The sequence below is a fragment of the Bifidobacterium thermophilum genome, from assembly GCF_002846655.1.
GTDB lineage: Bacteria > Actinomycetota > Actinomycetes > Actinomycetales > Bifidobacteriaceae > Bifidobacterium > Bifidobacterium thermophilum.
This window is the reverse complement of sequence record NZ_PCGX01000007.1, coordinates 33336-57561: the sequence shown is the minus strand read 5'-3', so window position 1 is coordinate 57561 and position 24226 is coordinate 33336. Positions and strand designations below refer to the sequence as shown.

Here is a 24226-nt window from a genome sequence, read left to right as displayed (position 1 = left end):
TTTGTTGGACGGTTGAGCTTATGTTGTCTGTTTCTTTCACAACAGAATCGCATGCGTCGCCAAGACTGAATGCGCCGCATTGCGCCTCTGTCGCGGCGACGGGCTGCGCTGCCCGCCGCCGAGTCTGGTTGTGGTTGTCTGCTACTTGCCGACCGGCCTCGGCGTCCCCGTTGTCCGTCCGGCCTTCGTCTGTCTGCCGCGGGGTTCACGATCCGCAGGAAGGTCATACTCGTCATCGACGGAATCGGGATATCCCGGGCCTCCCGCGGCAGCATGCGCCCCGACATGTTCGGCGACCACGCCGTTCTCGTTCGGGCGTATCCGGCGGGGCGAACGGACTGATTCGTCCGACTCGCCCTGTTTGGCGAGCACGAGTTCCTTGACCAGTTCGCGTGTTTTGGTGACGGAATCAGGATCGAGCCCGTCATCGGTAATCACAGTGTCGACCTGGTCGAAGTTGGCGAACAGGGACAGCGAGGTGCTGCTCCATTTGGTGTGGTCGGTGAGGATAATCGTCCGGTCGGCGATATCCATCATCGCCATGTCGGTGGCCGCTTCCAATGAGTTCGGCATGAGGAAGCCACGCGGAATGGACACCGAATGCGTGCCGAGGAACACGGTGTTCACGCGCAGGGATTGCACGACCTTGTCCGCAATCGGCCCGACCAGGGAGTTGGAACGGGTGATGACGCCACCGGTGACAATCACCTCAACATCCTTGGATTCGAGCGCCTGGACAAGTTCGGCGACGGGAATCGAGTTGGTGAGGATGGTGACGCCGCTGGACTGCTGGGATTCAAGCAGGTGCTGGGCGAACACGTAGGCGGTGGTGCCGCCGCCGATGGCGATGACGTCGCCCGGGGAGACGTAGTTGACTGCCTCCTGTGCGATGGCGTCCTTGAGGCCGATGTCCATCTGCGATTTTACGGAGAACAGAGGTTCGCTCAGCAGGGTGCTGGTGGTCACTGCGCCGCCGTGGACGCGTTTGAGCAGGCCCTTGTCGGCGAGTTCGGCGATGTCCCTGCGTACGGTCATGGCTGACACGCCGAGCTCTTTGGACAGCGCGGTGATGCGCACCGCACCGCGGGTGCGCAATCTGCTGAGAATCAGATGCTGACGTTGTGACGAAATCATATGAACATTATCGCACACAATTGCGCACACAAGTGACAGCATTGAGCGGATAACGCTCGACAACATCATGAAAACTCACAAAAACGCTAAGTTTTCCGCACTTTCTGTAAGCAAGATGAACATAAACGAACGCATCTTCGTTGTGGTCATCGGCGTGTCGCCCGCTGCGCGTCGCCTGTTGCGCGTCACCCGCTGGGTGTCGTCTGTCGGATACCGTCTGCTGGCTATCTTCTGCTGCGTGTCACAGGCTGAATGCTCTCTACCGCGCGTTACCCGGCACCCGCCAGTCGATCCGCTAATCGGCACGACGGCTATGGGCCGAACGCATCCGCGCAATCCCCCACAAGGTGACATTCCGCATCGCCTCAACGACAATCGCCGAATCCATCTTCGACACACCACGGCGACGTTCGGGGAAGACGATCGGCACCTCGAGAATCCTGCCGCCGACCGCCGCGGCGCGCCTAGTCATATCAATTTGGAAGACATAGCCGTTCGCCTCAACGGACCGCAAATCCATATGCCTGAGCAAATCGGCCCGGTACGCGCGAAACCCGGCGGTCATATCGCGCACACCCAACCCCAGCATCCTGCGCGCATACCATGACCCGCCCCTGGAAATCAAATCGCGATACCACGGCCATCCTTCCGTACGCCCGCCCGGCACACGTCTCGATCCAATCACCAGATCCACGCCACGATCGCAGCGCATCACCTTGAGCATGCGCGCCAAATCCTGTGGGCGGTGCGAACCATCCATATCCATCTCGCATACCACGGCATACCCGCGATCCAACGCCCATGCAAACCCAGCCAGATACGCCGGCCCCAGGCCGCCTTTGCCCCCGCGATGCAGCACATGGATACGCCCATTGTCCTGTGCCATCTGATCGGCAAGCCCACCCGTGCCGTCCGGGGAGGCGTCATCGACGATCAGCACGTCAACACCCGGATTGTAGGCGAACACACCATCAAGGGTTGTGCGGAGGTTCTCGCGCTCGTTATATGTCGGCATCACCACGCACACGCCGTCCCCCGCCATGCCGGTTCCACTTGCAGATGCTGTCATGACTCCCCTTTCAAGCTGCTTCACGTCGTTTCATATCACTTCATGCCACGTCAAACGATTTCAAGCCGTCTGTGCCGCCTCAAGCCGTTTGATGTCACCAGCCCCAATTGGACTCTGTGCTCACTGTACCCGCGTTTGTTGCGAACACGCTGACAACAGTGCCACAATATGAGGCATGAGTTACGTTTCCGAACAGCCGTTGCACGACGCCGTCAACAAGGCGACCACCGACCTTTTCACTTTCGGCTACAAGCACATCGTCAAGCCGTTCTTCGTGTTCAACCACACACCTGACGTGGCACACGACCAGATGATTGAATTCTGCCGTGTCACCCGCAATATTCCGCCGCTCATGTGGCTGCTGCGCGAAATGCTCGACTACACCGACCCGATTCTCGAAACCGATGTGATGGGCGTGCATTTCGATAACCCCTTCGGTCTGTCCGCCGGCCTCGACAAGAACTGCGACATGCCGGTGCTGCTCGACAACGCCGGATTCGGCTTCGAAACGGTTGGCTCGACCACCGCACGCCCGTGCGCGGGCAATCCGAAGCCATGGTTCCACCGGCTGCCGGAATACGATTCGATGATCGTCCATGTCGGGCTTGCCAACGACGGCAGCGAACGGGTTATTCCGCGGGCCGAACGCGCATGGGACAAGGCGAAAAGTATGCAAGTGTCCGTGTCCATCGCACGAACGAACGACAAACTGTGCGGAGACATCGACGAAGGCATCGAAGACTACTGCACGTCGATGCGCCGAGCGGCTGGGCACACGGCGATGATTGAAATCAACATCTCCTGCCCGAACACCTATGTCGGCGAACCGTTCGGAGAGCCGGAAAACCTCGACCGGTTGTTCAGCGCGTTGGACAAGATCGACCGCCCACAGCCGGTGCTCGTCAAGATGCCGTTGAATAAGACGTGGCCCGAATTCCGCGAGCTGCTTGACGTGCTGGCGGAACACAATGTGCAGGGCGTCAGCATCGCAAACCTGCAGAAGGACCGCAGCGGTATGGAGATACCAGCGATGTGGAAGGGCGGACTGAGCGGTGGGCCGACCTACCGAGCGAGCAACGCGATGATTCGGCAGGCTTACCGCGAGTACGGCGACCGCTTCGCCATCGCGGGCATCGGCGGCGTGTTTACCCCCAAGCAGGCGTACGAGAAGATCCGCGCGGGCTCCAGCCTGGTCATGTTTATCTCCTCGCTCATGTATCGCGGACCGCAGCAGATCACGGTGCTCAAGCGCGGACTCGCTGAGCTGTTGCGCCGGGACGGGTTCGAGCACGTCAGCGAGGCGGTCGGCGTCGACGCTTGATCAGGGCTTGATTGGGGCTTGATGGCGGTGTTGTACTGCGCCTTGATTGCGCTTGATTGCGCTTGATTGTGCTGGGGTTCACGTGGCAGGGTTCGCGCGGCGGATGAACTCCACATCAAGCATGTCACCACATACAAAACACGACAGAAAACTGACGGTCCGACACTGACCCGCGTTTTCTGCTGGATTGCGTATGCCCCGACATACAAAACTTGCCTGAAAACTGATGATCCAACACTGGCGCGCGGCATTTGCTGGGTTGCGTATGTCGGGGCACGCACAATCCGGCAAATGCCTCGGGAATCAGCCGCCAAGCAAGCCAGTCAGACGGTTCGCGTATGTCAGGAGATACACGAACTGACACCACCGAACCGCTCACCAACCCATCCAACAACTCACCGACCCACTGCACCGCTGCAATCACCCATCCGCTCCCTTTCTACAAACTGGTTACGCTGACAAAGGAGTTAGCGTAACCAGTTTGTAGAACGCGCGAAGTCCCCACATTGGTCTCGCAAGAAACGGAATTCATGACTGATTCGACGCCCCACCGTGTGAGTCAATCCTCACACAACGACCTCCGACACTGCAAAATCAGCCATCCCCGACCGTCCAAACCGCCAACGTACGAACGAATCCTCACACAACGACTCCCCGGACCGACAAACCAGCCAATCACAGCCCCCAAACCGTCAGTGTGTGAGTAAATCCTCACACACTGTCCCTCTAAGCCGACCAGAAACCAAAACCGGGCCACCCAAACCGCCACCATGCGAGCCAATCCTCACACAACGACCCTCAACGCCACCAAGCCAACTATCCCCGACCGCCCAAACCGCCAACGTGCGAGCCAATCCTCACACAGACGCACTCTCGCGCAGATTGGAATCAGCCGATATTCCGACCAGTACCACCAAATGGGCGGCGCCCGCAGACGCCCCGCGCCACCCCGCTCATTCGGCGAGTGTTGGCGCGGGATCAGGCACCAGGATTCCCGTCCGCGGGTAGTACGTCAGGGTGACGCGCTGACCGGATTCGAGGCCTGACGGCATGAGTCCCTCATCACCGTTCGCCAACGAAATACGGAATTTCCTGCCGGAGTCAGTCCGGAATTCGTAATAGGCACTCGTCGTGGAACCGCTGAACGTACCCCTGTCCACGAATGTGACCGTGTCGGTCACCGGGCCGGTCGAATAATCCGAGGCCGTGAACGCCGTCAAGACTCCGCCTGCCGCCAGCACAACCGCTGTCAGCACCACCGCCGTCCGCCCGGACATGCCAACCTTCCAGCCGCACCCCACGTCTTTGGCCAGACGCAGTCGCGGCACCGCATTGACAAGCATGTAAACGATTCCAACCACACCGACCACAAGCAGCACCACTGCCAATATGAGCTTGCCGCGCAAACCACTGGCACCAACGCCCCAAGAAAGGCCGGGCAGGAACATGATGAACAACGATACGACGCTGAACACGATATTGACGATTCGATTGGGTAGCAGGTCGAAACGATGATCCTGTGATTCAATCACCACCACACCAGCCGCAGGATTGGAATCGCTATACGGTCCGCTTTGCTGCGGGACTTGCTGTGGAACTTGCCGCAACCAAGGTGACCGTTGCATGGGTTGTGGTTGCTGCGATATCGGCGATTGTTGCAAAGGCTGCGATTGCCCGGAAACCGCCGGCTGCTGCAGCCAAGGAGATTGTTGCGGGGCCTGAGCATACCTCGGCATCGATGGCGTGGATGCACCCGGACGGGAGGAAGATTGCGCCAGCGGACCCGGCTGTTGCGGCACTGATGGCATCGCAGATTGCTGTGAATACGACCCGTACGGAGACGGCGCCTGCACATACCGCCCTTGCGGATACGGCAGCTGACCGGACGAACCGAGTTGCCCCGGTACTTGGCCGCCGGACGGCATCCGTCCATCGTGCGGCATCAGTCCACCGCGGCCAACCGGCGGCATCATATTTGGATTGCCCATATTCTTCCTCCATGCGTCGTGACAGTCATCACCGACCAGCCGGCCACCAGTCTCCGTTGTCTTTCCATACATGTCAGCCGATCGTCGGCGGCATCAATGCTCATGAATATACCTCAGTAGTACCAATCACGCATTGCCATTCCCTCTTATGCGGGCCACTTATGCACGCCGATGTCCCGATTCCGCATCGGGACATCAACCGCACGCGCCCGACACGCCGTCTCAACATACGGGCACGCTGCGTTTCAAGGAAATCAAGAGCCTGTCCAGCCGATAGACACGAATGCGAACAGATGATGAAGTGAAACGTTTGACGACGCAGAACATCGCCGTTTTCCAGAATCATTGCTTCGCGTCAGAAGGCAATTCGTTACCGGCGAGATGTGACATTGCGATCCTCGGCACAGGATACGATTTCGACCAATACATTCGCGCGAACACCAACGCGCATGGGGGACAATGTATGCACAATTCTAGGGGGAACTGTCATGACTATCAGTGCACCGCTGTCACTTGGTGGCCCACACGAGCGACCTGTTGCAAGGACGGATGCCGAGGCCTGGTATTCGTCGTGGAGTGCAAAGAGCACGCAAACACACCGAACCGTCGAGGCTTTTCGGACAACCCAGGCGGACCAAACGGGCATCACGGAACACGCAGTCGGGCGCATCCCTGGCTGCTCACCCATCATGCGGCTCGGATCGGGCTCGGAAGCCGACGTGTACCTGTACCGTCAGCATGTCCCCGAACATCTGGTCGCCATCAAGATCAGCAAGCAGCGGTTGGATTCACAGGCGGCGAATCGTTTGCGTTCCGAAGCTGACTTCATGGGACGGATCTGTACGCACCCGCATATTCTGTCCATTTACGGAAGCGGCATCACCGCGACCGGACACGGATACACCGTGTTCGAGTACGCCCCGGGAGGCAATTTCAAGGCCTTCCTCGAGCATGACAGACTCACCGCAGACCAGATGCTCACCATCGGTATCGATCTGGCGAGCGCTCTGTTCACCGCACATCGTAAAGGCATTATCCACCGCGATATCAAGCCAAGCAACATACTCATCAACGCGCAACATATGCCCATGCTCGCTGATTTCGGTATCGCGGGCACCATCTATGGAGGCCCCGGTGTGGGATTCACCGTTGCCTGGGCACCGCCCGAGGTACTGGCCAACGGCGGAGGCGGCAATGAGGCGTCCGATATTTATTCCCTAGGTGCCACACTGCTCGCTATGGTGACTGGGCAATCCCCGTATGAATACGCGTATGCCGACGAGTTAGGCAATTCCCGCGGGAAGGAACGGTCGGAACGGTTGCAGTCCATCATCATGGCAAAGCCGTTGCCGGCATTCCACCGTCCGGACATTCCCGCCCCCGTTGAGCGCGTGTTGCACAAGGCGATGAGTCCGGCTCCCGAGAACCGGTATTTTTCGGCGCTGGAATTCGCCCGTGCCATGCAACGCGTGCAACTGCAAATGTACGGTCATGCCGAGCGTACGACAATCGAGGGCGAGGCGGATATCCCCACGGACCTCGCCGCGCACGCACACCAGACTACGACGGCAACACCGACGACTGCCAAATCGTCCCGCCGCGGCACATCACGGACGAAACCGCTTGCCATCGCATTGGTCGCCCTTGCCGCAATCGTCGCGATCGCGTCGGGATTCCTTTTCCTGATTGCCCCGCATATGGATACAACCTCAGACGACCGCGCCGCGCAGGTCTCGGGCAGCGGCCCCGGTGGCAAGACTTCGGGGCGAAATAACGGGAATGTCCCTGATTCGGGGGTCGTTGCAGGCTCGGTCCCCCAAGTGCGCGGTCTTTCCGGCGCGTACAACGCCGCCGGCACCAAAGCGACGTTCTCGTGGACCAATCCCGATCCCCAGGATGGCGACGTATATGCGTGGACGATTGTGGGTGGCACGGACGAATCCGCGAGTTCGCAAACCGCGCTGACCTCGTCGACATCCATCGACATCGCCCCGTCCGGTGAAGCACACACTTGTATCCAAGTGAGTCTGATCCGCGCGGACAGACGGATGTCCGACACCCCCGCGATGGCATGCGCCATCAGACCGTAATCGCAAGCACAAGAACACAGCACATTTCACGCCCAAGGAAGAGCCAGAATATGAGCAGCAGCAATTTCACCGAACGTCAACCGTTGCCGCCGCCCAACGAGATGCGGAAGCGTTTCCCTGCCATGACGCGACGGCTGGTACCGCCCGGCAACCGGCGGTGGATTACCCCGGTCGTCATGCTGGTTCTGCTGCTTGGCATCGTCGCCGGTTGCGTCATTGTCAGTTCAGTGACGCAGCCGCACGTGCAGCTTGATGACGGCACGGTATGGGTCACTTCGCTCAAGGACCATAAGGCCGCGCGGTTCAACGTGAAGAACCGGGATGCCGATGCCGGTATCGCTTCGACTGCAGCGCGTTTCGAGATAGCCCAGCACGATGGCGACACCGTGATTGCCGAGGGAACAAAAGCGAGCAATATCGCGGCTTCCACAGTAAGCGTACACGGAAACACCAGCATCACCGCCGATATGGAAACCGTAATCGGCGGGAAGACGGCGGCGGTTATCAACACGAAAACGGGGAACGTGTGGGTGGGTTCTGCCTCCGATATTGCCTCGGTGAACCCGACAAGCGGCAGTCCGACCATGAAACTCGGCTCCTCGGGTGCGATTGCCGTGACCCATGATGGTGTCGTGTACGGGTATCGCCCGTCCGATCATGCGGTGTTGAGCGTTGACGGCCCACAGGGCTCGTCGAACGAGGTCGCTCGAATCGAGAACGCCACGGGGGTTGAATCGTTCACGGTCATCGGCGGCACGCCGGTCGTCGGCGGCAATGGTAAGGTGTTCTGGCCGAAAGGAAACGCCGACATCGGCTTGCAAGGTAAGGTGACGCTACAGGCCCCATCCACCGATGGCAAGCAGAGCAGCTGGGTAGCGGCGGCGACCCCGCGCGGCCTCGCCTTGGTCAATCTACATTCCGGTGCTGTAAACACATTGCCGAAAGCGGGCAAGGGCGACGCGGCACGACCGGTGTCGACCGGCGGATGCGTCTTCGCGGCGTGGGCACAGCAGGCGGAAAACTATGTCAGTGCATGCGCCACAAACGGCAAGGGAGCGACATACTCATCACTGGAATCCATCGACCCTACCTCGCAACTCGTCTTCCGCACCAACCATCGTCTGGTGGTGCTCAACGACGTAATCAACGGCAATGTGTGGAACCCGCGGGATTCCGCCAAAGTCATCAAAATCCAGTGGAACAAGGTGGAAACCAAGGAATCCAAACAGCAGGAGCGCAACAACGACAGCGCCAGCAATCAGCGTCATTTCAGCAAAAGCTGCTCCTCCCAGTCAGGGCAAATCAGGGCGCAGGATGATGCGTTCGGTGCGCGTACCGGATCGCAGCAGATTCTCGACGTGTTGCGTAACGATGAGCAGACCGACTGCTCGGTGCTGCACATCGATTCGGTCAGCGCGCCCGACGGTGCGAATATCTCGGTCTTCCCCGTTTATGACGGACGGTACCTGCAACTTGATGCCTCGGCCGCAGGGGCGGGTGAAGTGACGTTCAGCTATGAGATTTCTGACGGACGCGGCCAGACCGCCAGCGCGAACGTGTCTCTGAACCTCACCGACGGCGAGGACCGGGCCCCGCAACAAACCGACGTTCCCCCGGAAATCGACGTCGAACAGGGGGCTTCCTACACTGCCAATGCGTTGGAAAGCTTCTCCGACCCCGACGGTGACCCGCTGACCTTGGTTTCGGCGTCACCGCAGAACACCGATCAGGTGACTGTCTCCACACGAGCCGACGGCCAACTCGTGTTCAACGCCGGTTCTATGTCCTCAGGACGCGCGGGCATCGAAGTCACCGTATCGGACGGGAAGCAAACCGGTACGGGAATGATCTATTTCTCGGTGAAACCGGCGAACACGCTCACCGCCGTGATCGACCCGGTGGCTAGGCAGACCACGCCCGGCACCCGCACCACCATCGCGCTCAAGCAGTATGTGCACGGCACCAGCGCGGAACCCGCCCAACTGACCTCGGTGGAATCCGTGCCCGGCGTATCCGCCACCATGAACGCGGCGGATATGTCGATTGCGTTCAGCGCGTCAAGCCCGGGCACCTACTATGTGCCGTACACCATCACCCAAGGCACCATTGCGGCGACCGGCCTCATACGGGTGGAGGTGCAGGCCGTAACCGGCGACGCCGCCACGCCGGTTGCGACGAACGATGTGGCTCTGCTGGGCGCGGATAACACCGCAATCGTCGAACCACTGACCAACGATGTCGACCCGTTGGGCGGCGTCCTGTCAGTGACCAGCGTCGCCGCGGACACGCACAGCGGCATAAAAACCGGTATTGTGGGCAACAAGCGAATCTACATCACCGCCCGCCAAGTGCCGACAGAACCGGCGCAATTGACATACACCGTGTCCAACGCAGCCGGATCTTCGACCGGCATAATCACCCTGCAACCGCCCGCATTGACCAGATTGAACTCCGTACCGAAAGCCGAGAATGTCACAGCGCAGGTGAGGACCGGCGGCATCGTGTCCGTAAACGTGCTCGACCATGTGACTTACTCGGACGGGACCACAGTAAAACTGCAAGACAACCTGCAGGTCGACAAGGCCACATTCAAGGGCCTGGTGTTCGTCTCCGGGAACACCGTACGTTATCAGGCCGCGGGAGAACCCGGGTCCTACCCCGTCACATACACGGTCAAAGACAATCTGGGCAACACAGCCTCCGCCACCATCACCATTGATGTGCACCGCAAGGATGCCGCCGACAAGGCTGCTCCAACCCCCTCGGATGCGGAGGCCCAGGTGGCAGCAGGCAGGAAAGTCCAGATTCCAATCACACTGACCGGTATCGACCCTGACGGCGACGACGTGCAACTGCTCGGATTGGGTAGCAAGGCACCGAAACTCGGCCGCATCACCGAAGTGGGCGCCACATACCTGGTGTATGAGGCGTACGCCGATTCGTCAGGCACCGACACCTTCTCCTACGCTGTGGAGGATTGGACCGGACAGCGGGCGACCGCGCAAATCCGTGTGGGCGTCTTCTCCTCCGGCTCCGATTCCGGCGTGTACGCGCGCGATGACGAAATCACTCTGCGCCCGAATACGGCGACGACCGTACCAGTAGCCCAGAACGACATCTGCGGCGATAACACGGACCTCACGGTCGCCGAACACGTCGAATCGCAAGGCATCAACGGCATCACCGTCATCGACGGTATGCTCGCTTTCACCACGCCAAAACAGGCAGGCACCTATTACGCGGCGTATACGGTCAAGAACAAGGCCGGCCTGTCCGACACCGCGACCCTGACGGTGAACGTCGACGCGAACGCCCCCATCGATCCTCCGACCGCTTACGATTACCGCGTTCCCGCAGCGGCCACAATCGACAAGAAATCCGTGGACGTGGATGTCTCGCAGTGGATCGCCAATCCTTCGGGAACCGCCGACGAGCTGACCGTGGGCGTCGATCCCTCCGCCGCAGATCATGCTCATGTCAAAGGTGGCAAGGGTTCCACCACCATCACCGTGGAGCTGACCGACGAGGCGCGTGCGGTCCCGTACACCGTGACGAACACGACGTACAGCATCACATCCACCGCGTTCATCCAAGTGCCGGCGTACGGCGTCTTCCCGCCCATCCTGCGTCCGAAAGCCCCCACGTTGAAAGTCAACGCGCGTGAAACCATCACCATCAACATCGCCGACTATGTTCGTGTGGGCGCGGGCAAAACCGCCTACGTGGACGGCGCGGATTCGGTGAGCGCCACAAAAGCCGCGGACGACAACCTGTACGTCAACGACCAAACGCTACGGTTCACCGCGCCCAGCGACTATGCCGGTCCAGCTTCCATCACCTTCACTGCAACGGACGGCAAACGCGGCAAGAACGACAACGTGAAAATCGTCAATTCCGCGGTGCTCACCCTGCCGATCACCGTGATCGGACGTGACGTACCCGCCCCGACCTTCTCCTCCTCCACAATCGATGTGGTGGCCGGCGAAAGCGCTTCAACCATCGACTTGAAAACGCTGACCCATTCGGCATCCGGATTATACGATGACGAGAAGCAATACACGTATTCCGGTGGGGCGAGCACCAACGGTGTCACCGCCAAGGTGAGTTCGACCGGCAAACTGACCGTGTCCGCGGACAAAACCGCCACAGCCGGCACCACCGTCAATGTGCCGATTGCCATCGCCTATGCGAAAGGCACAGTCAACGCCGGCTTGACGGTGCGCGTCACCTCATCCACCAGACCGTTGGCGCGTCTGGGTGACAAGGCGATAACCATCAAAGCCGGATCCGTCAGGCAGGTCAATATGCTGTCCGACGCCTTCAACCCGTTCCCGGACACCCCTTTGACCGTAACCGGCTGCGTTTCGGACAAGAACGCGAAATTCACCGTGGATTGTTCGCCCGACGGCGTGGTATCCATCAAGGCGGCCTTAGACATCGGCGCAAGCACGAACAGGGTGATCGTCACCGTGCGCGACGCCACCCAGGCCAAGGACCGCGAAGTGACCGGGACCATCAACGTTTCCGTGACGGACAAGCCCGATGCGCCGCTCCTGTCCGCGGTTTCAGGCAAACCGCAGGATGGCAGAGTCGATTTGAGTTGGACGGCCGGATCGGCCAACGGCAGCCCAATCACCGAATATCGGGTCATCTGGGGCGGCGAGGGCTCCGGCCAGAAATCCTGCGGCGCGGCGACCTCATGTACGGTGGACGGCCTGAGAAACGGCAGAACCTACACGTTCAAGGTGCAGGCGAAAAACGAGGTCGGCTGGTCGAAGGAATCCAACGCCGCGGAAAGCACGCCCGACAAACTACCGGACGCGCCGACAGATGTGACGGCCGAAGCAGGTGAACACACTGTCACGGTCACGTGGAAAGCCCCGAACGGCGATTTCTCTGCGATTGACAAGTACCGGGTGACGCTGAGCGGCACGAACGCGCCCGCCCCCGTTGAAACGACCGGCACCAGCGTCACCTTCGCCATCGAAAACAACACGATTGTCGACGGCGCATCCTACAAGGCGACCGTGCAATCGCACAACAAGGTGAACTGGAGCCAGCCTTCCAAACAGTCCGGCGATGCGAAGCCCTGGGGCAAGCCGGACGCCCCTGCCGTCACATTGACCAATAATGACACGCGCGGAACCGTCACCGTCGAATCGGTCGGCAATACACGCAACGCGGGGTGCAAGTCCATTGAACTGTCTGGAGACGTCACCATGACGATGTCCTGCTCCGGATCGGAATCCTTCGACATCCCAGAGCGTAATCTCAACACAAAGGAATACGTCGTCGAAGCGATCGTCATCGGTAAGAAGGCGACGCGAAGCGAGCCCTCCAAGGTGACTTTCACTCCGCGGTACACCGTGGAAAAGCCGGAACGCGTCTCCGTTTCCGGCGACAACGGCATCTGCACGGTCACATGGAAGATGCGGGGGCACGCCGACGGGTACACCGTACACGCAAGCGGGTTCGATCCCTATGAGGCCGGGGCATCCGAACGGTCGCACGATTTCATGATGGCCCCATGGCAGTCCTGCACTTCGGCCAGCGTGATGCAGCGGTTCAAGGGTGTGACAAGCAAACCGACCGAAGGCAGCGCCTCCCCTGCCTATGCGAACAAGCAGAAAGCGGGCATCCAGGCACCGCAATTGCGCTGGAGCAGCACCGATACGGACACCATCGACATCACCGGCGGAACCGTGAACATGTACGGGCAGTCAGGCAAAACCATGATCACCTTCACAGCAGAAGGCAAGTCGTACGATGTCCCGTGGGCACCCTCCGATCGCACGCTCAATGTCAACAACATACTCCCGACGGGAGCCGACTATGTCTGGAAGGCGCGCGTGGTCGGCGACGACCCGGCATTGAGCAATGAGACCAGCGGCGAGCGCCTGAAAGATGCCGACAGGTACCAGCCGCCCGCGCAGCCGGACCCGACAACGAGCCCGAGCGCGAGTCCCATCACAAACCCCAGCAAGAACCCGAGCACAACGCTCGGCGTGACGCCCAGCACAAGTCGGAATGTCCGATCGAACAGGACGAGCAAGGCACTCGCAGGCACGGTTACCGTGAACACGGCGAGACGGGAATCGGCCCCCGTCTCCCCCATGGCACTGTTCCAGCATCGGCAGCAGGTCCAAGCCCTAGGACTCAGGGCATGGCGTACGCCGTCGACCAAGGAGCAGCGCATCCCGACCATGATCACCCAACAGCAAGGAGCAATCATCCCATGAGCGACGAATTCGACGACGAAACCCAACTGGGCTCCATCGGCCATACACCGCGCATTCCCGGCCACCCGGAGGTGCCACAGCCGTTCTTTTCGCAAACCGGACAGCAACAGGTCCAGCCAGCGATTCCGGCTCCGACGCCGGTTTCTTTCGCGACCACAGCCGCATCTCCGGTCGCGGCACCGGTATCCACTGCGGCAACGGCTCCAAGCCAAGGACTTCCACCGGCGCATCCAGATGACGATATGGAAGGTACGTTGCTGAGCACTCGCGGCACTCTGCCGTTGACGACACCGCCGGCCGCGATACAAACGACCCCGGCACCATCACCCACGGGGATCGTTCCCACACCGAATCAGCAGTCTCCGCACACCCCGATGGCTCCACAGGCACCGCTGACTCCACAGACATCGCACGCCACGCAAGCCATGGTCTCTCCTTCCCGACCTGCCCAATCTGTCCGACCCGCTCAACCTGCGCAACCACGACAGGAACGGCATGGTCAGCAGGGACGGGCAGCCCAGTCGCATGCCCCATCGTCCCTGCTTCCCACCCCATCGGCGGACATCGCCGAATTCCACAGCATGTTCTCCAAACTCGTTGACAACGTCTCCCACGTTGTGGCCGGAAAAGAAACACCGATCCGCCAATGCGCCGCCGCCATGGTGGTCGGCGGGCACATCCTGCTCGAAGACAACCCGGGAACCGGGAAAACCCAGCTGGCCCGCGGCTTGGCCAACTCCATCGATATGCCGTTCAAGCGCATCCAGTTCACACCAGATCTGCTGCCGTCCGACGTGGTCGGCGTCACCTATTACGACCAGAAAACCGGCGAATTCGAATACCGAGAAGGCCCCATCTTCGCTTCCATCGTGCTCGCCGACGAAATCAACCGCGCCTCCCCGAAAACACAGTCGGCACTGCTCGAAGTCATGGAGGAGCAGAACGTCACCGTCGACAGCGTCACCCATCCGGTACCCCAGCCGTTCATGGTCATCGCCACCCAGAACCCGATCGAACAGCTCGGCACATATAAACTGCCCGAAGCACAGATGGATCGTTTCCTCATCAAAACGACCGTCGGCTACCCCGGTCATGACGTCAGCGTGGACATTCTCAGGCAAATCAACGTCACTGACCGAGCCGCCACCGTACACCCGGTGCTTTCCGGGGAGGATGTACTGCGCATGCGTGGCATCAGCGAGCATGTGCGTCTCGATGATTCAATCCTTGAATACATCGTGCGGCTGGTCGAAGCCACCCGCCACAACGAGCGCATCCGAGTTGGGTCCTCCATGCGAGGCGCACTGGCACTCGCCCGGTGTGCGCGCGTCTGGGCAGCCGCCGACAATCGCGGATACGTGGTGCCCGACGATGTGAAGCATCTCGCGGTCGCGGTTCTCGCCCACCGCATCACCCTGACCGCTGAATCTACATTCGCCGGATCAACCCCTGAACAGCTGATTGGGCAGATTCTAGAAGACGTCCCCGCGCCAACCCTTGGTGCCAACGCGTGAACCATATCGAACCGGTAAACCATCCTCATCGAAAGGTCAAGGAATGCAGCAATCGCACACCATGCGGCGCAGAACAGCCACGGTACGCACCCTGCGACGCATCCGGCACCGGGCCAAACGTCTGCTCACCTCGTATATCTCCGTTCCCGGGTGGACCGTCATCGCCCTGGCCATCATCTCGGCGACGGCATTCCTTATGCTCGGATGGCACGAACTGCTCGCCGTGGCAGTGGCGTTCACAGCCATGATGATATGTGCGGTTGTGCTGTCGCTCGGCAACACCACCTTCAACGCCACCATCGATGTGTCCCGCCGCCGGGTCACTGTATCGGACAAGGTGGCCGTCAACGTATGCGTCGACAATCCCGGCCGCACACCCACCGCTTCGGCGCGAGGCGACCTGCCCATCGGCGACGACCACGAGCGCTTCACCATCCCCATGCTCGCCGCAGGCCAGACACGCATGACAACCGTGGAATTCACCGCAGTATCACGGGATATCCTGCCCATCGGCCCCCTGTCCATCTGCAGAAGCGACCCATTCGGCTTAGTGCGCCGTGAGAGGCGACTCACCGAGCAGATCACCGTGTTCATCCATCCGCGCACAGTCGCGCTGAATACGCTCAGCGCAGGCGTCCCCCGCGACCTCGAAGGCCAGCCAAGCAACGAAATCGTGGACGATGACCTGGATTTCCACGGCCTGCGCGAATATGCCCCAGGCGACGACGTGCGCAACATCCACTGGCTGAGCTCTGCGAAAACCGGAACACTGATGATCCGCCAATACGAAGCCACCCGACGCACCAACACCTCGCTGACCATCAGCGTGAATCCCCATGATTATGCGCACTCGCAGGAGTTTGAACTTGCGGTGTCAGTCCACGCATCCATCGGCGTGCAGTGCCTGCAACAGGACCGGCCGGTGACCGCCCACGCCGGCATCAACCACACAACACCCCGCAATCCCACGGAATTCCTGGATGATTGCAGCGGCATCGATCCCGATATCGATGACAACCCCAATCTCGCGCAGGACACGCTTGCACGCGCCCGGGACGCATCGTTCTATTTCTTCACGGTTGGAAGCCTCAAAACCATTGACATCATCAAACGCATGGCGCTGACGCTCCCCCACAGCGCGACCTGTGTAGTCCTGCAAACCGCACCAGGCCAGCCACGCGCCATCAAGCACTACCCCGATTTCATCCTGGCAACCATAGGAAACCTCGACGACCTCCCGATCATCATGGGAGCACTGGTATGAACCCCACGAACCCCATCAATACCATGAGCACCGGCGATGTCACCAGCGTCACGGACCCGACAGGCACCGCCGCATCGACTGTCACATCCACGGCGACGACGACAGACACCGGCACATGGATGGACTCTATGCGCTCGGCAATCTGGATAACGCGCCCAGGACAACCCGCCCCCATCGCCGGCACATGGCACAGCGCGGCACCCTACACAAGCCTGCTTATCGCCGCGCTGCTCACCCTCGTCGCATCCAGCAATCTAATTGATGTCTACGGATCCGCACTGTCATGGGCCACGGCAGCAATCCCCGCAACCATCATCGGCTCGCTGGTGGCGCTCGCCGGTCTCTTCCCCGTGCTGCGCCTATGGTGGCAGATGCTGTTCATGGCATTTGCGCAACTGGTGGTCGGTCCCACCTTGATACTCAACGACACCACCATCGCCCATATCATTCCGACAGTCCGCACCATCAGACAGGGGTGGATGAGCATGCTGGGCTCGTTCAAATACCTGCTTGCACTCGACCCGCCGGTGGGGACGGCAGACGGCTCGCTCCTAGCCGTATGGACAATCTGTCTGTGGGCGGCGCTGCTAGCCGGCATCTTCGCCGTCACCAAGGACGGACGGTACACCATAATCGCCGTCATCCCTATCTTGGCGAATACGGCGGTCTGCGCGCTGCTCGGCTCCCCGACCGGATTCCACCGCATCGCCGCGGGCACCGTGACAGCCATTACGCTGGTGGCATGGATCAGCTCGCGATGGAATCTGCTGGAGCTGAGCCGGTGGTTGAGCAGCATCGTCATCGTGCTGATTTCGGCGTCGCTCGCGGTCGGTGGATGCGCGGTTGTCGGACAGCACCGCACCATCCTGCGCGACCATTACGAACCGCCGCTGAGCCCCTACCAGTACACGAGCCCGCTCAGCGGCATGCGCTCATACGTCAAGAACCACAAGGATGACGTGCTGCTGACCGTCACCGATCTGCCCGCCGGCTCCACCGTACGCCTTGCCGTCATGGACCGGTTCGACGGCAATGTGTGGAACCTGTCCGACTCGGCGATGGCCTCGGACTCTTCCAACTACCGCCGTGTCGGCACCAGTATCCGCAACACCGCGGAAGGCAAACGTTTTACCGCCAAATTCACAGTGGACAAAGGGCTGACCGACTACTGGCTGCCCATCGCCGGGGCCGCGTCAAGCGTACAATTCGCCAACACGTCCGACGCCGATTCGTTCTACTACAACACCGACACCATGTCCTCCATCTACTCCGCACGCACCTACGCGGGGTTGACCTACACGGAAACCGGCATCATCCCTCGCATGCCGACCGACAAGGAGATCGCCAAGGCGGCGACCTGCCCAATCAGTCAGCCCAAAGCTGAAGACGTGCCCGACAGCGTGGATAAACTCGCCAACGCCACGGCCGGCGGACAGGCCAGCGGCGGCGAGGCGGCGCAATCCATCGCGAAGCAACTCAAGGAATCAGGCTGGTTCTCACATGGGTTGGACGGAGATTACCCCTCCAGTGCCGGTCACGGCAATTACCGTATCGACCAGCTGTTGGCGGGGTCCGCCATGGTCGGCGACAGCGAGCAATACGCCTCCGCGATGGCGTTGATGGCCCGCAGCCTTGGCATGCCGAGCCGCGTTGTGCTCGGGTTCCTGCCAAAGAACGATGAGGGCGACATCAGCGAAAGCCGCACCGAGAAGCACGGCTCATCCACCGTCACACAATTCACCGGCAACGATGTAACCGCGTGGGTGGAAATCAAACTGGACGGATACGATTGGGTGCCGTTCTACCCGACACCGAAGGAAACAAAAATCCCGGACGACAACCAGAACCTGACCCCGCCGAATCCGCAGACGCTGGTGCGCCAGCCCGCAGTCCCGCTCACCAACCCCTTGCGTGACGACAATCAAGCCACCGGCGCATCATCAATCGGCGGCAGCATGGCTGATGAGGCACCGGACAACATGTCTTGGGCACGGTTCCGTACCATTGCCCGAGCGGTCGCCCTGTATGGCAGCCCAATCTGGGTGTTGCTCGCCGTATGCGCACTGCTGCTCATCATCAAGGCAATCGCGCTGCTATGGGCACGCAAGCACGGCAGCCCATCGCAACGCGTCGCTGCAGGCTGGCAGACGGTCACCGCAACCGCCATGCAAAGCGGTCTCAGCGTTCACGGCACCAGAAACGAACAGGCGCAAGCCATCGCCAAGGAAATGGGCCTTGCGCCAGATGTGCTGATCACACTGGGCAAGGAAGCGGACTATGTCTCCTTCTCCGGCAACACCATCGATCAGCATCAAGTCGACCGGTATTGGAATGACGTCATCGAGGAACGCGCTACCATGCTCAAATCGTTGCCGGCGTTACGCAGATGGCGCGCCAAACTCTCGCTGCGAGGGATGTTCCACAAGACATGTTGCACAGGGATGACTTGGAAAACGCCCGGAAGAGGCCGGGAACCATCAGTCCGACGCACCGCATGAACATTCGCCATCCGTATCAGTCCGACGCCCAGCCCGGCGACGCATTCCACCAAACCCACGCCCAGCACAATGATGAGCCCCGCCAAACCCGACGGCATGTCCCACCCAACACAGTGCCGAACCCGACGCTCAACTCGGCAACAAGCCCTACTGCAGAGCCCAGCTGTATCGAAAACAACCTCAGCAGTAAGCTCCACGACGGTACTGGTCCGCGTACGGCGCCTGGTCGGCAGGCACACCCAGCTTGTAGGCGGCACGCAACGGCCAATACGGGTCACGCAACGCGGCACGGCCGATTTCCACAACATCCGCCTTGTCTTTGCGCACAATCTTTTCCGCCTGCTTAGGCTTGGTGATCAGCCCGACCGCGCTCACCGGAATCTCGGCCTCCTTGCGGATCGCCGCGGCGAACGGCACCTGCCAGCCATCCTTGACCGGCACATTCACATGCGGGATGATGCTGCCGGTCGACACGTCGATCAGATCCACACCATGCTCCTTGAGCACACGGGACAGCTCCACGGTCTGGATCAGATCCCAACCGCCGGCGGCCCAATCGGTCGCGGAAACACGCACCACAAGCGGCATGTAGTCGGGAATCACCTGGCGGACGGCATCCACGACTTCGACCACCAAGCGCATCCGGTTCTCCAACGAACCGCCGTACTCGTCCTCACGCTCATTGGTCAGCGGGTCAAGGAATTCCGAAAGCAGGTAGCCGTGGGCTGCGTGGATTTCCACCATATCGAAGCCGGCAGCCACAGCACGCGCCGCAGCATCGCGGAACTGCGCGACAATCCCATGGATCTCATCAACGCTCAGCTCACGCGGAACATCCAGTTTCGCATACGGAATCGGGCTCGGGGCGACGGTCTGCCAACCGCCCTTGTCCTGCGGCACATTCTCATGGATATATCCCAGCGAGAAACTGCCGGTATTGCCTTTTCTGCCGGCATGGTTGAGCTGCACGCCGATGCGAGCTCCGGTCGCTTTCGCGCCTTCGACAATCCAACGCCATGCCTGAATCTGGTCGTCATTCCACAGGCCGACATCGCATGGGGAAATACGGCCTTCCGGGCTCACCGCAGTGGATTCGACGATGACCATGCCGAACCCGCCGATGGCGCGGGAGACATAATGCTGATAGTGGAACGGCGTCGGCTTGCCGTCCTGCGCGTACACCGAGTAGGTGTCCATCGGGGGCAGCCAGATGCGGTTGCGCATCGTCAAGCCGCGCAGCTGGAACGGCTCGAACAGCTTGCTATCGACGCAGGACTGTCCCTTGTCGCTCTGTTCCTTGTCTCCCTTCCCCTTGATGTCCTTCACATTCGTGGTTTTATCGTCTTTCGCCATATCGACTCCTTTCGGCGGGCCGTGATGAACCGTCGACGACTCTTCGATGCCGTTCGACAACTGGCCCATGCGCTAATCGCCCGTGTTGGTCTCTCGCGTGCCTCCATTTGCATTGTATGATGTCCGGTTGCAAATCGCCGGCAGATTCGGTGAACAACGGACGAACAAGCATCCGCCGAGCATCTGCCAAACGTCCGTGCACCGACTTCGGCGCCAATCCGCGACGAGGCGACGGTCCACGCCGATTCGCAACGAAATACGACAGGAGGCGACCCACAACCGCGAATCGCGTCCTGTGTGGCCGTCGTGCCGATGCCCCGGCCGAATCACCTCATGTATTGCTCGGCGGGCGTGCCGTAATCGTTATCAATCGGCGCGTTGATCGCGGCAAGATACGTGTCCACGAATTCCTTCCACGCCGGAGACGCGATATACATGCCGTACCAGGTGCCGTGGCTGACCCCGTTGATGGTTTTACCGGAGAAGCTCTCCTGTACTTCGGCGTTGCCGACAGCGACGAAAGCCGCCACCTGGTTGGGCACAAACCCGGCCGTCAACATGTACGTCTGCTCGTTGGTACCGGTTTTCGCGAAGGTCTTGCGGTTGTTGTCAAGTTGTGCCGCTTTCGCCTCGCCCTTCAGCACGCCCTGATTCAAAGCGTATGCCGTGGTCTGGGCGATTTCCGGTGCGATGGCCTGATGGCAGTTCGCGCTTGGCACCTTGACGCTCTTGCCGTTCTGCTTGATGACCTTCTTGATGGCGATTGGGGTGCATTCCACACCGTTCGCTGCGATAGTCGCATAGACATTCGCCATGGTCAGCGGGGACGCCTGAACGGAACCGATGATCATAGGCGGGTTGAACGAGTTGGCCGAGTAGACGTCCTCCTGCCCCAGGATCGCATTGTGGTAGCCGACGGTTTTCGCCGCGTCCGCGATCGCGCACAGGCCAATCTGCTGTGTCATGGACGCCTGTGTGGTGTTATGTGATTTGATTAGGCCCTGCAACGGGGTTTCCTGGCTGACGGTGCCGCCTTCGGAGTTGTGCAGCGACCATGTGCCGTGTCCGGAGAACTTCGAGCAGTTGAAGGAACTGTTCGCGTAACTCGTGTAGGTTCTCAAGGATTGGTTGATGGAATGTCCTTGCAGCATCCAGGCGATCATGTTAATCGGCTTCCATGTGGAGCCGACGTTGAAACCAATGCCTCCCCCGTCTTTCTGGTCGACCGCATAGTTGATGGACGTTCGTGTCGGATCGGTTTTTGCCGCATCCGTCGCATCATAGGTTCGGTTGATGCCGAAGCCGAGCACTTCGCCCGTCCCCGGTTTGACTGCGGCTATCGTCACTTCGAAGCCCGTGGGGTCATCCACCGGGATGGTGTCACGCGCGGCTTTCATCGCAGCGTTGTTCGCATTGACATCCATCGTGGTGTAGATTTCCAAGCCGCCCTCGTTCAGCAGCTTCTGCCGGGCTTGCGCGGTGTTGCCGAATTCCTTGGAATTGAGGATCTGGTTGGTCACATAGCTGCAGAAGAACGCGGCATCGCCGGCCACCTGGCACCCTTGTTGCACGGACTGGATGTTCAGCGTGTCTTTCAGCGGGGTGGCTTTGGCTTTGTCGTGCTGGGCTTTCGTGATGAACTTCTCCTGAAGCATCAAATCGAGCACGATATTGCGCTGTTCCTCGGAAGTCTTCTGGTTGGCTTCGATGGACGGATCGTATTTCTCCGGGTTCTTGGTGATTGCCGCGATGGTGGCCGCTTGGACGACGGAAAGGTTTGCCGCGGTCGTATTGAAGTAGCGTTTCGCCGCCGCTTCCACGCCGTATAGGCTGCCGGAGCCGAATTGGGCGATATTCAAATACCCTTGCAGAATCTCATACTTGGAGTATTTCTTCTCCATCTGCACAGCGATGAGCATCTCTCGCAACTTTCGCGCGACGGTGTCCTCAGAGGCATGGTATTCGGCGATTGGATCATCATCTTCGCGGGCCTTGACCATGAGCACGTTCTTGACATACTGCTGGGTCAGGGACGAGCCGCCCTGGGTGTCGCCCTTGGCTACGTAGGTCTGCACGAACGCACGCAGCACACCCTGGACGTCGACGCCGGCGTGTTCGAAGAATCGGCGATCCTCGCGTGCGACCACGGCACGCTGCATGTATACGGAAATGTTCTTGATCGGCACGACCTCGCGGTTCTGCGCGTAGAACGAGGCGATCACCGTCTTGCCGTCGGACGCGTACAGCGTGGATTTCTGCGGCAGGCTGGTCACATCGAAATCAATGCCCTCGACAGTTAGGGATGGTGCAAGCGCTTTCGCCGCGTTGTTCGCCCCGAACACGGCGGGCATCGCCATCAGGCTCACGATGACGCCTCCGGCGATACAGAGGGTCAGATACGCGAGCAGCAAAGCGAGCGCACGTCGAGCGGTCAGGGAGTTCTTCTTGGGCATGTGCCCCATTCTATGGTGTCGCCTGTACCATTACCGCGTTGCCGCTCGCACAACGGCACGGTATTTGCACATTCTGCCGGAAATGCGGAAAAGACTGAAAACAAGCCGAAAATCGGCCTATCGGAGAGCGGGTGCATTGTGGAAACCACCACCCGACGGCCTCAATCCGAATGAACGAATCCCGTCCCGGCTCAGCGCTTGGAACGGCGAATCAACGCTCCCGGTTGATAGATGACGATACTTCTGCCGTCACGCGCGATCCACCCGCGGTTCGCGAATTCAGTCAACGCCTTGTTCACCGTCTCGCGGGACGAGCCGACCAGCTGTGCCAGCTCCTCCTGGGTCAGATCGTGCGGGATTTTGACGCCGGCTTCTTCCGGTACACCGAAGCGGGACGCCAGATTGATCAGGGTTTTCGCCAGTCGGGCGGGCACATCCATGAATACCAGGTCGCTGATGCGCTCGTTGTTCGCGCGCATACGGCGTGCGAGCACCTGCAACATGTCGACAGCGACACGCGGATATTGGTCGAGCCACGCGAACAGTGCGTCATGCTCAAGCCAGACGACCTGGGTCGGGCTCGAAATGGCGATCGCCGATGCCGTACGCGGCCCGCCTTCCGGGTCGAAAACCGGAATCTCACCCAATACTTCACCCGGAGCATGAATGCTCAGAAGTTGCACGCGGCCGTCGCTGGAACGCCGGGTGAGCTTCACACGCCCCCGCTCCAGCAGATACATGCGGTGATCAGTGTCCCCTTCCGCGAAAATCACGCCGCCCTTGCCGAACTGCGCACGTTGCAGGTACGGCAGAAGCCGCGCCGCCTGCTGCTCGGATACCTGTTTGAACAGCGCGGTGCGCAACAGGATGTTGTCAGGCTCGGGCATCGCGTTGGGCTTGGGCATGACCATGGGCTCCTCCTTGCCGCTTCGCTTGGCATCGATGCGACACATACGGCACCCATTGTATCCCGGTTCCCGACGAAATCGGCGCCGTTCCCCGGGTTGACGTATGGGTCACATGGGTCAATGTTGCCGGCGATTGACAACGCCGGCGGTCGGCCGGAGCTTCTTCGGCAGACATCGGTACGGTACAGCGCAATACCACACGCAGCTTTGCCGCTATCTGCGGTATCTGTAGTACTTCACACAAGCTATCTCGCGTATTTGTGTACGCCGGCGGCTGATACTTGGAGTATGCCCGTTGGAATTGCGCGAGTCATACTTGCGGTATCGGGTGTATACGCACACAGATAGTGAAGATATGGTCGGGGAGGTACTACAAATAGACAAGATGCACACTT

At 60.2% G+C, this 24226-nt stretch carries 11 protein-coding genes and 1 pseudogene; 6 read left to right on the top strand and 6 right to left on the bottom strand.

Annotation, left to right across the window (positions count from 1 at the left end; all coding sequences use genetic code 11):
• Positions 1–342: 342 nt before the first annotated feature.
• Positions 343–1134, bottom strand: a pseudogene (locus CQR48_RS02325) (DeoR/GlpR family DNA-binding transcription regulator); the annotation flags it as partial.
• 295 nt (positions 1135–1429) lie between these two features.
• The gene (locus CQR48_RS02320; RefSeq protein WP_240932217.1) at positions 1430–2203 is read right to left on the bottom strand and encodes a polyprenol monophosphomannose synthase; all 774 of its coding nucleotides are present in this window, start codon (positions 2201–2203) and stop codon (positions 1430–1432) included.
• Between the two features lie 175 nt (positions 2204–2378).
• Here CQR48_RS02320 and CQR48_RS02315 point away from each other — a divergent pair, with 175 nt between their 5' ends.
• Positions 2379–3524, top strand: coding sequence for a quinone-dependent dihydroorotate dehydrogenase (locus CQR48_RS02315; protein WP_044092419.1), 1146 nt, complete (start codon positions 2379–2381; stop codon positions 3522–3524).
• A 953-nt stretch (positions 3525–4477) separates the two neighbouring features.
• Here the strand turns inward: CQR48_RS02315 and CQR48_RS02310 are convergent.
• Positions 4478–5512, bottom strand: coding sequence for a hypothetical protein (locus tag CQR48_RS02310; RefSeq protein ID WP_101451870.1), 1035 nt, complete (start codon positions 5510–5512; stop codon positions 4478–4480).
• A 689-nt stretch (positions 5513–6201) separates the two neighbouring features.
• Between CQR48_RS02310 and CQR48_RS02305 the strand changes: the two genes are divergently transcribed.
• From CQR48_RS02305 to CQR48_RS02285, 5 genes are all read left to right on the top strand, one after another.
• On the top strand, positions 6202–7602 hold the full coding sequence (locus CQR48_RS02305; RefSeq protein WP_101451869.1) for a serine/threonine-protein kinase: 1401 nt from the start codon (positions 6202–6204) through the stop codon (positions 7600–7602).
• A gap of 50 nt (positions 7603–7652) precedes the next feature.
• Positions 7653–13841: an Ig-like domain-containing protein gene (locus CQR48_RS02300; RefSeq protein WP_101451868.1), complete on the top strand. Its 6189-nt coding sequence runs from the start codon at positions 7653–7655 to the stop codon at positions 13839–13841.
• A gap of 242 nt (positions 13842–14083) precedes the next feature.
• The gene (locus CQR48_RS02295; protein WP_425513408.1) at positions 14084–15355 is read left to right on the top strand and encodes an AAA family ATPase; all 1272 of its coding nucleotides are present in this window, start codon (positions 14084–14086) and stop codon (positions 15353–15355) included.
• Positions 15356–15398: 43 nt separating this feature from the next.
• Positions 15399–16619: a DUF58 domain-containing protein gene (locus CQR48_RS02290; RefSeq protein WP_101451866.1), complete on the top strand. Its 1221-nt coding sequence runs from the start codon at positions 15399–15401 to the stop codon at positions 16617–16619.
• Positions 16616–19117: a transglutaminase TgpA family protein gene (locus CQR48_RS02285; protein WP_244898899.1), complete on the top strand. Its 2502-nt coding sequence runs from the start codon at positions 16616–16618 to the stop codon at positions 19115–19117. The genes CQR48_RS02290 and CQR48_RS02285 overlap by 4 nt, the downstream gene beginning before the upstream one ends.
• Before the next feature lie 180 nt (positions 19118–19297).
• Here CQR48_RS02285 and CQR48_RS02280 read toward each other — a convergent pair whose 3' ends face one another.
• The 3 genes from CQR48_RS02280 to CQR48_RS02270 all read right to left on the bottom strand — a co-directional run bounded on the left by CQR48_RS02280 (position 19298) and on the right by CQR48_RS02270 (position 23834).
• Entirely contained in the window at positions 19298–20470 is a 1173-nt protein-coding gene (locus CQR48_RS02280) for an NADH:flavin oxidoreductase/NADH oxidase (protein ID WP_425513406.1), read from the bottom strand.
• Positions 20471–20796: 326 nt separating this feature from the next.
• A complete protein-coding gene (locus tag CQR48_RS02275; protein ID WP_101451864.1) occupies positions 20797–22923 on the bottom strand; it encodes a transglycosylase domain-containing protein in 2127 nt (708 codons plus the stop codon).
• Between the two features lie 191 nt (positions 22924–23114).
• The gene (locus CQR48_RS02270) at positions 23115–23834 is read right to left on the bottom strand and encodes a Crp/Fnr family transcriptional regulator (RefSeq protein ID WP_015449959.1); all 720 of its coding nucleotides are present in this window, start codon (positions 23832–23834) and stop codon (positions 23115–23117) included.
• Positions 23835–24226: the final 392 nt, after the last annotated feature.

Coding starts and splice junctions, on each gene's coding strand:
- CQR48_RS02320 (WP_240932217.1), bottom strand. CDS start 2,203: ATGACAGCATCTGCAAGTGGAACCGGCATGGCGGGGGACGGCGTGTGC.
- CQR48_RS02315 (WP_044092419.1), top strand. CDS start 2,379: ATGAGTTACGTTTCCGAACAGCCGTTGCACGACGCCGTCAACAAGGCG.
- CQR48_RS02310 (WP_101451870.1), bottom strand. CDS start 5,512: ATGGGCAATCCAAATATGATGCCGCCGGTTGGCCGCGGTGGACTGATG.
- CQR48_RS02305 (WP_101451869.1), top strand. CDS start 6,202: ATGCGGCTCGGATCGGGCTCGGAAGCCGACGTGTACCTGTACCGTCAG.
- CQR48_RS02300 (WP_101451868.1), top strand. CDS start 7,653: ATGAGCAGCAGCAATTTCACCGAACGTCAACCGTTGCCGCCGCCCAAC.
- CQR48_RS02295 (WP_425513408.1), top strand. CDS start 14,084: ATGGAAGGTACGTTGCTGAGCACTCGCGGCACTCTGCCGTTGACGACA.
- CQR48_RS02290 (WP_101451866.1), top strand. CDS start 15,399: ATGCAGCAATCGCACACCATGCGGCGCAGAACAGCCACGGTACGCACC.
- CQR48_RS02285 (WP_244898899.1), top strand. CDS start 16,616: ATGAACCCCACGAACCCCATCAATACCATGAGCACCGGCGATGTCACC.
- CQR48_RS02280 (WP_425513406.1), bottom strand. CDS start 20,470: ATGGCGAAAGACGATAAAACCACGAATGTGAAGGACATCAAGGGGAAG.
- CQR48_RS02275 (WP_101451864.1), bottom strand. CDS start 22,923: ATGCCCAAGAAGAACTCCCTGACCGCTCGACGTGCGCTCGCTTTGCTG.
- CQR48_RS02270 (WP_015449959.1), bottom strand. CDS start 23,834: ATGGTCATGCCCAAGCCCAACGCGATGCCCGAGCCTGACAACATCCTG.